17 protein-coding genes are annotated in these 12,989 nt (G+C 65.2%); 12 read left to right on the forward strand and 5 right to left on the reverse strand.

Annotated elements, in window-relative coordinates:
• Positions 1–75 precede the first annotated feature (75 nt).
• The 11 genes from iscR to ACSQ25_RS07695 all read left to right on the forward strand — a co-directional run bounded on the left by iscR (position 76) and on the right by ACSQ25_RS07695 (position 8,470).
• The gene (gene iscR, locus ACSQ25_RS07645; RefSeq protein ID WP_436105106.1) at positions 76–564 is read left to right on the forward strand and encodes a Fe-S cluster assembly transcriptional regulator IscR; all 489 of its coding nucleotides are present in this window, start codon (positions 76–78) and stop codon (positions 562–564) included.
• Entirely contained in the window at positions 564–1,820 is a 1,257-nt protein-coding gene (locus ACSQ25_RS07650; RefSeq protein ID WP_436105107.1) for an IscS subfamily cysteine desulfurase, read from the forward strand. The genes iscR and ACSQ25_RS07650 overlap by 1 nt, the downstream gene beginning before the upstream one ends.
• Positions 1,821–1,845: 25 nt before the next feature.
• On the forward strand, positions 1,846–2,235 hold the full coding sequence (gene iscU / locus ACSQ25_RS07655) for a Fe-S cluster assembly scaffold IscU (RefSeq protein WP_436105108.1): 390 nt from the start codon (positions 1,846–1,848) through the stop codon (positions 2,233–2,235).
• A 28-nt stretch (positions 2,236–2,263) separates the two neighbouring features.
• Positions 2,264–2,587 (forward strand): iron-sulfur cluster assembly protein IscA, encoded by a 324-nt coding sequence (iscA, locus tag ACSQ25_RS07660; protein WP_027867668.1) that lies wholly within the window; start codon positions 2,264–2,266, stop codon positions 2,585–2,587.
• A 3-nt stretch (positions 2,588–2,590) separates the two neighbouring features.
• Positions 2,591–3,109, forward strand: coding sequence for a Fe-S protein assembly co-chaperone HscB (hscB, locus tag ACSQ25_RS07665; RefSeq protein ID WP_436105109.1), 519 nt, complete (start codon positions 2,591–2,593; stop codon positions 3,107–3,109).
• A gap of 150 nt (positions 3,110–3,259) precedes the next feature.
• Positions 3,260–5,149, forward strand: coding sequence for a Fe-S protein assembly chaperone HscA (hscA, locus tag ACSQ25_RS07670; RefSeq protein WP_436105110.1), 1,890 nt, complete (start codon positions 3,260–3,262; stop codon positions 5,147–5,149).
• 138 nt (positions 5,150–5,287) lie between these two features.
• Positions 5,288–5,629, forward strand: coding sequence for an ISC system 2Fe-2S type ferredoxin (gene fdx, locus ACSQ25_RS07675; RefSeq protein ID WP_159703604.1), 342 nt, complete (start codon positions 5,288–5,290; stop codon positions 5,627–5,629).
• 13 nt (positions 5,630–5,642) lie between these two features.
• Positions 5,643–5,837: a Fe-S cluster assembly protein IscX gene (gene iscX / locus ACSQ25_RS07680; protein ID WP_436105111.1), complete on the forward strand. Its 195-nt coding sequence runs from the start codon at positions 5,643–5,645 to the stop codon at positions 5,835–5,837.
• On the forward strand, positions 5,824–6,702 hold the full coding sequence (locus ACSQ25_RS07685; protein ID WP_436105112.1) for a class I SAM-dependent methyltransferase: 879 nt from the start codon (positions 5,824–5,826) through the stop codon (positions 6,700–6,702). Before iscX ends, ACSQ25_RS07685 begins: the two co-directional genes overlap by 14 nt.
• 8 nt (positions 6,703–6,710) lie before the next feature.
• Positions 6,711–7,739 (forward strand): low-specificity L-threonine aldolase, encoded by a 1,029-nt coding sequence (gene ltaE / locus ACSQ25_RS07690; protein WP_436105113.1) that lies wholly within the window; start codon positions 6,711–6,713, stop codon positions 7,737–7,739.
• Positions 7,739–8,470: an rRNA pseudouridine synthase gene (locus tag ACSQ25_RS07695; protein WP_436105114.1), complete on the forward strand. Its 732-nt coding sequence runs from the start codon at positions 7,739–7,741 to the stop codon at positions 8,468–8,470. Before ltaE ends, ACSQ25_RS07695 begins: the two co-directional genes overlap by 1 nt.
• 145 nt (positions 8,471–8,615) lie before the next feature.
• On the opposite strand, the gene ACSQ25_RS07700 is transcribed toward ACSQ25_RS07695, so the two are convergent.
• The 5 genes from ACSQ25_RS07700 to ACSQ25_RS07720 all read right to left on the reverse strand — a co-directional run bounded on the left by ACSQ25_RS07700 (position 8,616) and on the right by ACSQ25_RS07720 (position 11,898).
• Positions 8,616–9,587: an SDR family oxidoreductase gene (locus tag ACSQ25_RS07700; protein ID WP_436105115.1), complete on the reverse strand. Its 972-nt coding sequence runs from the start codon at positions 9,585–9,587 to the stop codon at positions 8,616–8,618.
• 98 nt (positions 9,588–9,685) lie between these two features.
• A complete protein-coding gene (locus ACSQ25_RS07705) occupies positions 9,686–10,204 on the reverse strand; it encodes an RDD family protein (RefSeq protein ID WP_436105116.1) in 519 nt (172 codons plus the stop codon).
• Entirely contained in the window at positions 10,182–10,934 is a 753-nt protein-coding gene (locus tag ACSQ25_RS07710; protein ID WP_436105117.1) for a DUF3106 domain-containing protein, read from the reverse strand. Before ACSQ25_RS07710 ends, ACSQ25_RS07705 begins: the two co-directional genes overlap by 23 nt.
• On the reverse strand, positions 10,931–11,332 hold the full coding sequence (locus ACSQ25_RS07715; RefSeq protein WP_436105118.1) for a DUF3619 family protein: 402 nt from the start codon (positions 11,330–11,332) through the stop codon (positions 10,931–10,933). Before ACSQ25_RS07715 ends, ACSQ25_RS07710 begins: the two co-directional genes overlap by 4 nt.
• Positions 11,329–11,898, reverse strand: coding sequence for an RNA polymerase sigma factor (locus tag ACSQ25_RS07720; RefSeq protein ID WP_436108039.1), 570 nt, complete (start codon positions 11,896–11,898; stop codon positions 11,329–11,331). Before ACSQ25_RS07720 ends, ACSQ25_RS07715 begins: the two co-directional genes overlap by 4 nt.
• Before the next feature lie 213 nt (positions 11,899–12,111).
• On the opposite strand from ACSQ25_RS07720, the gene ACSQ25_RS07725 reads away from it, so the two are divergent.
• Positions 12,112–12,987 (forward strand): TauD/TfdA dioxygenase family protein, encoded by an 876-nt coding sequence (locus tag ACSQ25_RS07725; protein ID WP_436105119.1) that lies wholly within the window; start codon positions 12,112–12,114, stop codon positions 12,985–12,987.
• Positions 12,988–12,989 lie beyond the last annotated feature (2 nt).

Raw genomic sequence — 12,989 nt, forward strand, 5'->3', positions numbered from 1 at the left:
ACTCAACAGAATTGATTGTTGCGCTGCACCGATGGGTTGAAAAGAAGCAATATTTTAACATTAACCGGGGTTGTGATGCGTCTGACCACCAAAGGCCGTTTTGCTGTTACCGCGATGATCGACCTCGCCCTGCGTCAGGGGAATGGTCCGGTCACGCTGTCGGGCATCAGCCAGCGCCAGGCCATTTCGCTGTCCTACCTGGAACAACTGTTTGGCAAGCTGCGCCGCCACGAGATCGTCGAGTCGATCCGCGGCCCCGGCGGCGGCTACAGCCTGGCCAGGTCCGCCGACAAGGTGACGGTGGCCGACATCATCATCGCGGTCGACGAGCCGCTCGATGCCACCCAGTGTGGCGGCAAAGAAAATTGTCACGGCGCCGACGCTGCTTCCGGCACCCGTTGCATGACCCACGAGCTGTGGACCACGCTGAACGCCAAGATGGTCGACTACCTCGATTCGGTCTCGCTGCAAGACCTGGTCGACCAGCAGAAGCAGAAAGAACAGAACGTCGTGGTGGTGCACCGCACCCCCGCAGCCGCCAATATTGAAACCGGAGTGAACTGATGAACGCGCCCTTGGACAAACAAATCGAACAGAGCTTCGTGACTGCGCCGCATTTCCCGATCTACATGGATTACTCGGCGACCACGCCGATCGATCCGCGCGTCGCCGACAAGATGATTCCCTACCTGCGCGAGCAGTTCGGCAATCCGGCATCGCGCAGCCACATGTACGGCTGGAGCGCGGAAGCGGCGGTCGAAGAAGCGCGCGCCAACGTGGCGGCCCTGGTCGGCGCCGATCCGCGCGAGATCATCTGGACCTCGGGTGCGACCGAATCGAACAACCTGGCCCTGAAGGGTGCCGCCCACTTCTACAAGACCAAGGGCAAGCACATTATCACCGTCAAGACCGAGCACAAGGCGGTGCTGGACACCGTGCGCGAACTGGAGCGCCAGGGCTTCGAGGCGACCTACCTCGAGCCGCAGGACAATGGCCTGATCACGCTGGCCCAGCTGGAAGCCGCGATCCGTCCGGACACCATCCTGGTCTCGGTCATGCTGGTGAATAACGAGATCGGCGTGATCCAGCCGATCGACGAGATCGGCGAACTGTGCCGCTCGAAGGGCATCATCTTCCATTGCGACGCGGCGCAAGCCACCGGCAAGGTCGAGATCAACCTGGAAAAGACCAAGTGCGACCTGATGACCTTCACCGCGCACAAGACCTATGGTCCGAAGGGCGTCGGCGCCCTGTACGTGCGCCGCAAGCCGCGCGTGCGCCTGGAAGCGCAGATGCACGGCGGCGGCCATGAGCGCGGCCTGCGTTCGGGCACGCTGCCGACCCACCAGATCGTCGGCATGGGCGAAGCCTTCCGCATCGCCAAGGAAGAGATGAACAGCGAGCTGGAACGCGTGAAGGCGCTGCGCGACCGCCTGGCCAAGGGCCTGCTGGAGATCGAAGAGGTCTACATCAACGGCGACATGGACCAGCGCGTGCCGCACAACCTGAACGTCTCGTTCAACTACGTCGAGGGCGAGTCGCTGATCATGGCGATCAAGGACATCGCCGTGTCGTCCGGTTCGGCCTGCACCTCGGCCTCGCTGGAGCCGTCCTACGTGCTGCGCGCCCTGGGCCGCAGCGACGAGCTGGCGCACAGCTCGATCCGCTTCACCATCGGCCGCTTCACGACCGAGCAGGACATCGACTTCGCGATCGAGCTGCTGAAGTCGAAGGTCGGCAAACTGCGCGAACTGTCGCCGCTGTGGGACATGTTCAAAGAGGGAATTGACCTCAATTCCATCCAGTGGGCAGCCCACTAATTACAGAATCTCAAGGAGCACTACCATGGCATATTCGGACAAAGTACTGGACCACTACGAAAACCCGCGTAACGTCGGCGCCTTCGACAAGGGCGACGATGCGATCGGCACCGGCATGGTCGGCGCACCGGCCTGCGGCGACGTGATGAAGCTGCAGATCAAGGTCAACGAGCAGGGCCTGATCGAAGACGCGAAGTTCAAGACCTATGGCTGCGGTTCGGCCATCGCATCCAGCTCGCTCGTGACCGAATGGGTCAAGGGCAAGTCGCTGGACGAGGCGCTGTCGATCAAGAACACCCAGATCGCGGAAGAACTGGCGCTGCCGCCGGTGAAGATCCACTGCTCGATCCTGGCGGAAGACGCGATCAAGGCCGCCGTGGCCGACTACAAGAGCAAGCACGCCGCGAAGGCGTAATACGTAAGACAGAACTGGAGCAAGCCCCATGGCAATCACCCTGACTGAAAAAGCCGCGAAACACGTCAACCGTTACCTCGAACGCCGGGGCAAGGGCATCGGCTTGCGCTTCGGTGTGCGCACGACCGGCTGCTCCGGCCTGGCCTACAAGCTCGAGTACGTCGATGATGCGACCCCGGACGACAACGTCTTCGAATCGCATGGCGTGAAGGTCTTCGTCGACCCGAAAAGCCTGCCCTACATCGACGGCACCGAACTGGACTTCGCCCGCGAAGGCCTGAACGAGGGCTTCCGCTTCAACAACCCGAACGTCAAGGACAACTGCGGCTGCGGCGAAAGCTTCCGCATTTAATTGATGAAGCAAAACCACTTCGAGCTGTTCCAGCTGCCGGCGACCTTCGCGGTCGACCAGGACGCGCTGGACGCGGCCTACCGCGAGATCCAGGGCCGCGTGCATCCGGACCGCTTCGTGAGCGCGACCGACGCCGAGAAGCGCGTGGCGATGCAGTGGGCGACGCGCGCCAACGAGGCCTATGCAATCCTGCGCAATCCGCAGAAGCGGGCGCAGTACCTCTGCGAGATCAACGGCGTCGACCTGCAGACCGAGTCGAACACCGCGATGCCCGCAAGCTTCCTGATGCAGCAGATGGAATGGCGCGAAGCGCTCGACGATGCGCGCGCCGCGAAGGATGCCGCTGCGCTGGACGATCTCGACGCGCAGGTGCGCCGTGAACGCAAGGGGATGCTGGAGCAGGTCGGCAAGCAGCTCGACGCGGGCGATTATCAGGGCGCCGCGCAGGGCGTGCGCGCCATGATGTTCCTCGATAAGTTCGGTGAAGAGGTACAGTACGCGTTCGAAGCATTGGACACATAACGGAATGATTTTGTAGGGTGGGCGGGTTTCCCGCCCACGCGTCCAAACATGGCATGCATCGCGGCGACGCACATGTTGGTTGAACGCGTGGGCGGGGGACCCGCCCACCCTACATGAAGCGGTACAAAAAAATAAACAGGTAACACGACAATGGCACTACTCCAAATCGCCGAACCCGGCATGTCCACCGCCCCGCACCAGCACCGCCTGGCGGTCGGCATCGACCTGGGCACCACCAACTCGCTGGTTGCCACCGTCCGCAGCGGCAGTCCGGAAGTGCTGAGCGACGAGGACGGCCGTCCGCTGCTGCCATCGGTCGTGCGCTACCTCCCCAACGGCAATGCCAACATCGGCTACAAGGCGCAGGCGCACCAGACCACCGACCCGAAGAACACGGTGGTCTCGGTCAAGCGCTTCATGGGCCGCGGCCTGAAGGACATCGCCCACGCCGAGAACCTGCCGTATGACTTCGTCGACGCTCCCGGCATGGTGCAGATCAACACCGTCGCCGGCGTAAAAAGCCCGGTCGAGACCTCGGCCCAGATCCTGGCCACCTTGCGCCAGCGCGCCGAAGACTCGCTCGGCGACGACCTGGTCGGCGCCGTCATCACCGTGCCGGCCTATTTCGATGACGCCCAGCGCCAGGCCACCAAGGATGCGGCCCAGCTGGCCGGCATCAACGTGCTGCGCCTGCTGTCCGAGCCGACCGCCGCCGCCATCGCCTATGGCCTCGACCACGGCAAGGAAGGCGTCTACGCGGTCTACGACCTCGGCGGCGGCACCTTCGACATCTCGATCCTCAAGCTGTCCAAGGGCGTGTTCGAAGTGCTGTCCACCGGCGGCGATTCGGCCCTGGGCGGCGACGACTTCGACCACCGCCTGTTCTGCTGGATCACCGAGCAGGCCAAGCTGGCGCCGCTGTCCGAGCAGGACACCGCGACCCTGATGGTCAAGGCGCGCCAGGCCAAGGAACTGCTGTCGACCAATGAAGAAACCACCATCGAAGCGATCCTGAAGTCGGGCGAGATCGTGCAGGTGACCATCACGGCGCACACCTTCGCCGAGATCACCAGGCACCTGGTCGGCAAGACCATGAACGCGATCCGCAAGGCGATGCGCGATGCCGACGTGAGCGTCGAGGACGTCGACGGCGTCGTGATGGTCGGCGGCGCCACCCGCATGCCGCACGTGCGCCGTGCCGTGTCCGAGTTCTTCCACACCATCCCGCACGCGAACATCGACCCGGACAAGGTGGTGGCGCTGGGCGCCGCCATCCAGGCCAATCTGCTGGCCGGTAACCGCGCCGAAGGGGACGACTGGCTGCTGCTGGACGTGACCCCGCTGTCGCTCGGCATCGAGACCATGGGCGGCCTGGTCGAGAAGATCATCCCGCGCAATTCGACCATCCCGTGCGCGCGCGCCCAGGAATTCACGACGTTTAAAGATGGCCAGACCGCGCTGGCGGTGCACGTGGTGCAGGGCGAGCGCGAACTGGTGTCGGACTGCCGCTCGCTGGCGCGCTTCGAGCTGCGCGGCATCCCGCCGATGGCGGCCGGCGCGGCGCGTATCCGCGTGACCTACCAGGTGGATGCCGACGGCCTGCTGTCGGTGTCGGCACGCGAGACCCGTTCGGGCGTGGAAGCTTCGATCACCGTCAAGCCGTCCTACGGCCTGGGCGACGACGAGGTGGCGCGCATGCTGCAGGATTCCTACAGCTCGGCCCAGGGCGACATGCAGATGCGCGCCCTGCGCGAAGAGCAGGTCGAGGCCGAGCGCATCCTGCTGGCGACCCAGTCGGCGCTGGATGCCGATACCGAGCTGCTGAGCGACGCCGAGCAGGACGAAGTGGCGAAGCTGGTGCACGGCGTGCGCGACGCGATCCACCGCTCGAACGACACGTCGATCGAAGCAGGGCAGCGCCAGGATGCGCTGCACGCGGCGGTGCAGGCGCTGGCCAAGGGCACGGAAGAATTCGCGGCACGCCGGATGGACAAGAGCGTGCGCAAGGTCCTGGCGGGCAAGTCGCTGGACGAGGTTTAAGCATCATCTATACGTAGGGTGGGCGGGTCTCCCGCCCGCGCGTTCAGCTCCGGTGTGCGTTGCCACGACGCGACCGAGAGTTGAACGCGCGGTCGGCGAAGCCGACCACCCTACGAAAACAAATAACGAGGTTATCAAGTGCCACAAATCGTCATCCTCCCTCATCCGGTCTTCTGCCCTGACGGCGCCGTGCTGGAATCCCCGGCCGGCAAGTCGATCTGCGACGTCCTGCTGGAAAACGACATCGAGATCGAACACGCCTGCGACCGCGTCTGCGCCTGCACCACCTGCCACGTGATCGTGCGCGAAGGCTTCGACTCGCTGAACGAGCAGGAAGAAAAAGAAGAAGACATGCTCGACAAGGCCTGGGGCCTGGAGCCGAACTCGCGCCTGTCCTGCCAGGCGATCGTCGCCGAGGAAGATCTGGTCGTCGAGATCCCGAAGTACACCATCAACCACGCAGCAGAGAAAAACCACTGAGCAGGAGCCTGCCATGAAGTGGACTGAGGTAACAAGCATCGCCGAAGCACTGGTCGAAAAATACCCGGACGTCGACCCCGCCACCGTGCGCTTCGTCGACCTGCACAACTGGGTCGTCGAGCTCGACGGCTTCGACGACGACCGCAGCCGCGGCGGCGAACGCGTACTGGAAGCCATTCAGGCAGCATGGATCGATGAAGCACGCTAAGCACACCACCAAACCGACGGCAGCGCCCGAACTCCCATCCGAGGTCCGCCCCGGCCAGTCGATCGAGCTGCTGAAGGAACTGCACATCCTCACGCGCGACGGCAAACTGAACCAGGACAGCCGCCGCAAGCTGAAGCAGGTCTACCACCTGTACAACTTCATCGAGCCGCTGCTGAAGGACGTCCGCGACGAGAAGCCGGGCGTGACCCTGGTCGACCACGGCGCCGGCAAGTCCTACCTCGGCTTCATCCTGTACGACCTGTTCTTCAAGGGCCTGGACGACGGGTCGCACATCTACGGCATCGAGACGCGCGAAGAGCTGGTCCAGAAGTCGACCGAGCTGGCGGCGCGCCTGGGCTTCACGGGCATGTCCTTCCTGCCCCTGTCGGTGGCGGAATCGACGACATCAAGCAAGCTGCCGCCCACCATCGACATCGTCACCGCACTCCACGCCTGCAACACGGCCACCGACGACGCCATCGACTTCGCCCTTAAGAAAAAGGCGAAGCACATGGTGCTGGTGCCCTGCTGCCAGGCCGAAGTGGCTACCGTCCTGCGCAAGAACAAGGGCAAGGACCTGGGCCGCAGCGCGCTGACCGAGATCTGGCGCCACCCGATCCACACCCGCGAGTTCGGCAGCCAGGTCACCAATGTGCTGCGCTGCCTGCAGCTGGAGGCGCACGGCTACCAGGTGACCGTCACCGAACTGGTGGGCTGGGAGCACTCGATGAAGAATGAACTCATCGTGGCCACCTACAAAAACCTGCCGCGCCGCCGTCCGACCGAGCGCCTCCAGGAAGTCATGGCCGAACTGGGCCTCGACGAAATGAAGCAGCGTTTCTATACCCCTGTCACAGCAGACTGAGAACGAATATGAGCAAGCAGCACTGGATCGACCTGCGCAGCGATACCGTCACCCAACCGTCCGACGCGATGCGCGCCGCGATGGCGTCGGCGGAAGTCGGCGACGACGTGTACGGCGACGACCCCTCGGTCAACCGCCTGCAGGATTACGCCGCCGAGCTGTTCGGCTTTGAGGCCGGCCTGTTCGCGCCCTCCGGCACCCAGACCAACCTGATCGCCTTGATGGCCCACTGCGGCCGCGGCGATGAATACCTGGTCGGCCAGGAAGCGCACACCTACAAGTACGAAGGCGGCGGCGCCGCGGTGCTGGGTTCGATCCAGCCGCAGCCGATCGCCAACCAGGCGGACGGCTCGATCGCCCTGAGCGACATCGAGGCTTACATCAAGCCCGACGACATGCACTTCGCGCGTACCCGCCTGCTGGCGCTGGAAAACACCATCGGCGGCCGTGTGCTGCCGCAGGATTACGTCAAGGCGGCGACCAGCCTCGCGCACGGCAAAGGCCTGGCCACCCACCTCGACGGCGCCCGCATCTGCAACGCGGCCGTCAAGAACGGCATCAGCCTGCGCGACGCCGTGCAAGGCTTCGATACCGTCTCGGTCTGCCTGTCGAAGGGCCTGGGTGCGCCGGTCGGCTCCGTGCTGCTGGGCCCCAAGGCCTTCATCGAGCAGGGCAAGCGCTGGCGCAAGATGCTGGGCGGCGGCATGCGCCAGGCCGGCGTGCTGGCCGCGGCCGCGCAGTATGCACTCGAGCACAACGTGCAGCGCCTGGCCGAGGACCATGACAACGCCGCCGCGCTGGCGCAAGGCCTGTCGCAGATCGCCGCCTTGAAGGTCGGCAGCCCGCAGACCAACATCTTCTGGATGGACGTCCCGGCCGCCGCCTGCGAGCCGCTGCGCCAGCACCTGGCCCGCGCGCACATCCGCGCCTCGATCGGCCCGCGCACCCGCCTGGTGACCCACCTGGACGTGTCTGCCGCCGACGTGGCGCGCGCCGTCGAGGTGTTCAAGACCTTCTTCTCGGATTGGCGCGCCTGATGACCGACGACGCCATCCGCCTGGCCAAGCGCGTCGCCGCGCAGCTGGGCTGCTCACGCGCCGAAGCGGAGCGCTACATCGCCGGCGGCGGGATCAGTGTCGACGGCCAGGTCGTCGAAGATCCGGCCAGCCGTGTATTGCCTTCCCAAGACGTCCGCCTGCTGCCCGGCGCGTCAGGCGAGGAAGCGCCGCCGGTCACGATCCTGCTGCACAAGCCGGCCGGATTCAACTCCGGCGTCGGCGCGCGCGGCGAGCCGGCGCTGGCCTGCCTCACGCCCGAAACGCTAGCACCCGGGCACGGGCAGCCACGCTTCCTCAAGCGTCACCTGACCAAGCTCACGCTGACCTCGCCGCTGGAGACGGATGCGAGCGGGCTGGTGGTCTATACGCAGGACTTCCGGGTGGCGCGCAAGCTGGTGGACGAAGCGTCGCGCGTCGAGCAGGAGTTCATCGTCGACGTCAGCGGCACCATCCAGGAAGGCGGGCTGGCGCTGCTGAATCACGGCCTGACGTTCAGCGGCAAGCCGATCGCGCCGATGAAGGTGAGCTGGCAGAACGAGCACCGGCTGCGCTTCGCGCTGAAGGACGTGCGGCCGGGGCTGATCGATCACATGTGCCGCGAAGTGGGGCTGGAGATCGTCGAGATGCGCCGCATCCGTATCGGGCGCGTGCCGATGGCGGGGCTGCAGGCAGGGCAGTGGCGGTATCTGCTCGATTACGAGCGGTTCTGATTTGCGCTAGCTGCCTGCAAGCGAAATTGGGTTCCGGCCTTCGCCGGAACGACGGGCAGCTGCTAACGGTATTAGCACCTGCTACCTTTGAGCCGTCATCCCGGCGAAGGCCGGGATCCAATTCCGTACCGCAGTGTGACCGCTATTACTTAACCCGCTGCCGCCACAACTGCACCCCAACCGCGGCAGCAAGCGCCGCCACCCCAACCACAAGCGCCTTATTGTGCTGCGGCTGCTCCAGCCGCCGCTGCCCACTATGAATGCCGCTGGCCCCACGCGGCGGTTCGTACAGCGCGCCGCGTGTCTCGGGTGCGCGATCGGCCTTTCTCGCCCAGGCATCCAGAAATCGGTTCATGCCTGACGCGAGCAGGTTCGGCGCCGCGAAATTCCCCAGTCTGAGCAAACCAGCCGGTGCACCGAGCGCCGTGGTGTCGCGCGGGTGCCGGGCGAGTTCGACGATGGCGTCGGCCACTTTTTCGGGCCTTACCGCCCCGGGCGGATAGGAAAGCTTCGCGCCCGTGTAGTTGGCCGCGTGACTGAATCCGGGGGAGTCGACGAAGGTCGGATACACGTCGCAGACGTGGATGCGCGGCCGCTTGCCCAGTTCCGCGCGCAAGGCCTCGCTGAAGCCGCGCAGGCCATACTTGCTGGCCGAGTAGGCGGCGGCGTAGGGCGCGGCCACGAAGCCGCCGGCCGAGATCATGTTGACCCAGATGCCGTGGTCCTGCTCGAGGAAGATCGGCATGACCGCGTGGGCGTCGTTCATGTGCGTGAGGAGGTTGGTCTCGACCACGCGCCGGTGGTCGACCATGGGCACCTCGGCATACTTGCCGATCACGCCGCTGCCGACATTGCTGTACCACAGGTCGATCCGTCCCAGGATGCTGCGCGCCCTGCGTGCGAATGCCGCGACCGCGTCGGCGTCCGTCGCATCCACGACCAGCGCCTCGGCCTGGCCGCCGGCCTGGCGGCAACGCCGCGCGACGTCCTCCAGGCCTTCCTTGCCGCGCGCGCCCAGTACCAGCTGCGCACCCTGGCGCGCGAAGGCGATTGCGGTCGCCGCTCCGATGCCGCTGGATGCGCCCATGATCACGACGTGGGTGTCCGATAGCTTCATGGTTCACCTTTCTGCAAGGATGAGGATGGAAGCCGTCGATTATTCCGCTGTTTTCGTTCGTGCCGCGTTCGAATGCCTTACGGCAAGGACAAGCTTATTTACGCGACCTTGCGGGCGGCCTTCGGCAGGGCAATCAGGCGGGTGCCGGCCAGGCGATCGTGCAGGAACTGCCGATCCTTGTCGAACAGCGCCGTCATGGCCCAGGCCACGATCCCGGCCGCGCAGGCCCCCGCGATCTGTCCCTTGCCGTGCAGCCCGAAGGCCCAGCACGCGGCCAGCGCCGGCAGGAACCAGCCCCAGGCCAGCAGGAAGCGCAGGGCGGCCGTCCGGAACGGCAGCTGGTGGTGCCCGGGTTTGACCACCTTGATGCGCCAGGTCTTCATGGCCAGCGTATGCCCGGTGTTCATCCAGCACCAGGTGAAGTAGGCGCCCGTCACCAGGAACAGCCAGGCTTTCATTCCTTCCTTGGCCAGCGGGTGCTGGCTGTTCAGGGTCACCAGCATGTAGAAGGCGATCGCCAGCATCTCGACCGAGATCAGCAGCAGCGCTTCGTACAGCATCACGGTGACGCGGCGCAGGATGGTCGGGGTGGCCTTAGTTGCTTGCGTTGCTGGCATTTGGAGCGGACTGGGCGGCAGGTGAAGGGGCAGCAGGCGCCGGCGCCGTTGCCGCTGGAGCGGCGGCTGGCGGCGTCGACGTGATCGTGGTCGGTACGGTGGCGGCGCCGGCGGGGCTTGCCGGCGTCGGCAGGATGCAGGCGGTGCCGCGGCGCGTCGCGCCCGGCGGACAGCTGGTCGGCGTGTCGATGATCGGCGAATGCGGCAGGGAGGGCGCACCCTGGGACGTGCCCGAGCGCGCCAGCCGGCGCTTTTCTTCCTCGGACAGCTGCTTGTAGCTCTCCCAGGTAGCGGCCTTCTGGCCTGGCGCCAGTTTGCGGGTCTTGCTGTAGTTTTCGCGCGCCAGATTGCGCTGGGCCGGCGTGAGGCGCATCCACTGGCGCATGCGCTCGTGCACGCGCTGCTGCTCGGCCGGGTTCATCGAGGCGAAACGCTGCGACATCTCGAGCCAGCGCCGCTTGCGCATGCCGTCCATGCCGTCCCATTCGGGCTGCAGGGGTTTGAGTGCGCGCTGCTGGTTACGGCTCAGTTCGCGCCAGAGCGGCTTGTCGAGGGTCTTGGCAGGCGGCTTGGCGCCGGCTGCGATGGTGGGGGGCGCGCCTGCGCCGCGGGCGGCGGGCGCCGTCGATTCGGATTTGTTGTAGACCGCCCAGGTCGCGGCCCCGGCAATCAAGACCGCGGCCGCTGTTGCAACGACGGCGATGCGGGGCTTCGGCGCGGTTTTCGTCATTGCTGGCGCTGTTGCGACTCCACATAGGCATTGAAGCCATGGTCGAGGTAGGCGGTCAGCGGCAGTTCGTCGGCCAGCACGGCGGCGTCGATCTCGGCCATCGCGGCGAGGCGCTGCTGCTGTTCGTACTGGTAGACGCCGCCCATGCCGATGACCAGGGCCAGCATCGGCGCCGCCACGGCGATCCGCGCCAGTGCCGGGCCGCTAAACAGCGCCTTGATGTCGAACAAGGGGCGCTTGGCCGGCAGGGCCTGACGGGGTGCGTCCGCTTTCTTGCGTGACAAGGCGAGCGCGCGCGCCGCAGCCAGCCGCTCGGTCGTCGAAACCGACAGCGCGTCGAGGTTCTCGTTCAGGGCATGGCGTACCTTGTACGCCAGATTGATGTCGTCCGTGTTCATAGCTTGATTCCCTTGGCCTTGAGCGCCTCGGCGAGTGCGTGGGTCGCGCGCGAGCAGTGTGTCTTGACGCTTCCCTCGGAACAACCCATCGCTTCGGCCGTCTCGGCCACGTCCATATCCTGCCAGTAACGCATGAGGAAGGCTTCCCGTTGACGCGGTGGGAGCTTTTCTACTTCCTGTTCAATCAGGCGTAGCGTTTGTGCGCGCTCAAACTGGTCGGCGCTGGATTCCGCGGCGGCCGTTCCCGCTTCCGCTTCATAGGAAGAAAGTATATCAAATTCCTCATCGTCCCCATCCGGCCGGCTGAAGCCCGAAAAGAGGCTGATCCAGGTATTGCGGACCTTTTCGCGGCGGAAGTAATCGAGGATGGTCGTCTGCAGGATGCGCTGGAACAGCATCGGCAGCTCGGCCGCCGGCTTGTCGCCGTACTTCTCGGCCAGCTTGATCATCGCGTCCTGCACGATGTCGAGCGCCGATTCGTCCTTGCGAACCGCATATACCGCCTGCTTGAACGCACGCCGTTCGACATTCTCGAGGAAGTCGTTGAGTTCTTTGTCTGTGGCCATGCGTTGTTGGAAAGGCGCCTTGATGCGAATGCCGTGAGGAAAACTATCGAATCCTAGCAAAAAACCATCCTTCACGCATCGAAATCGCGCAGCGGCCGCCCCGGGGAGGCCCGCGCTGCTTTCAAAAAGTGCATGAAGTTAGTCGAAATGATTCGTTGTTGGGCCTGCGGGAGCTGGCTAATCTGGAATCATCTTCACTCAAGCATATTGATCATGCCGCTCGATTCCACCCGTCAGGATTTCGACATCCGCCCGCTCGTCAACCAGCCGCTCGGCGCGGAAGTGCTCGGTCTCGACCTGGCGCTCCCGCTGAGCATCGACGATTTCGACCGCCTGCACCGCGCCCACCTGGAGCACCATGTGCTGGTGTTCCGCGACCAGAGCTTCAGCCCCCGGCAGCAGGTCGAGTTCAGCCGCCGCTTCGGCCGCCTGCAGATCCACGTGCTGCGCCAGTTCCAGCTGGCCGGGCATCCGGAAGTGCTGGTGATATCGAACATCCGCGAAAACGGCCAGCCGATCGGCCTGGGCGACGCCGGCCATTTCTGGCATTCCGACCTGTCGTACAAGGCGGTGCCCAGCCTGGGCTCGATGCTGCATGCCCAGGAGCTGCCGGAAGAGGGCGGCGACACCCTGTTCGCCAACCAGCACGCCGCCTATGATGCGCTGCCGGGAAAACTCAAGCGCGAGATCGCCGGCCTGCGCGCCGAGCACAGCTACCTGGCCAAGTACGAAGAACTGCGCCAGCGCAACCCGTGGCGCCCGAAGCTCACCCAGGAGCAGATCGACGAAGTGGTGCCGGCCGTGCACCCGGTGGTGCGCACCCATCCGGAGACGGCGCGCCGGGCCCTGTTCGTCAGCGAGCATTTCACCACCCGCATCCTCGACCTGCCGGAGGAGCGCAGCCGCGAATTGCTGGACCAGCTGTTCGCGCACGGCACGCGCCCGGAATTCGTCTACCGCCACCAATGGAAGCCGGGCGACATGGTGTTCTGGGATAACCGCTCGACCATGCACCTGGCGACGGCCTTCCCGCAAGACCAGCGTCGCAAGCTGTACCGCACCACCATCGAGGGCGACGTCCCGTTCTGATC

Source organism: Massilia sp. LjRoot122 (assembly GCF_964252725.1).
GTDB lineage: Bacteria > Pseudomonadota > Gammaproteobacteria > Burkholderiales > Burkholderiaceae_D > Telluria.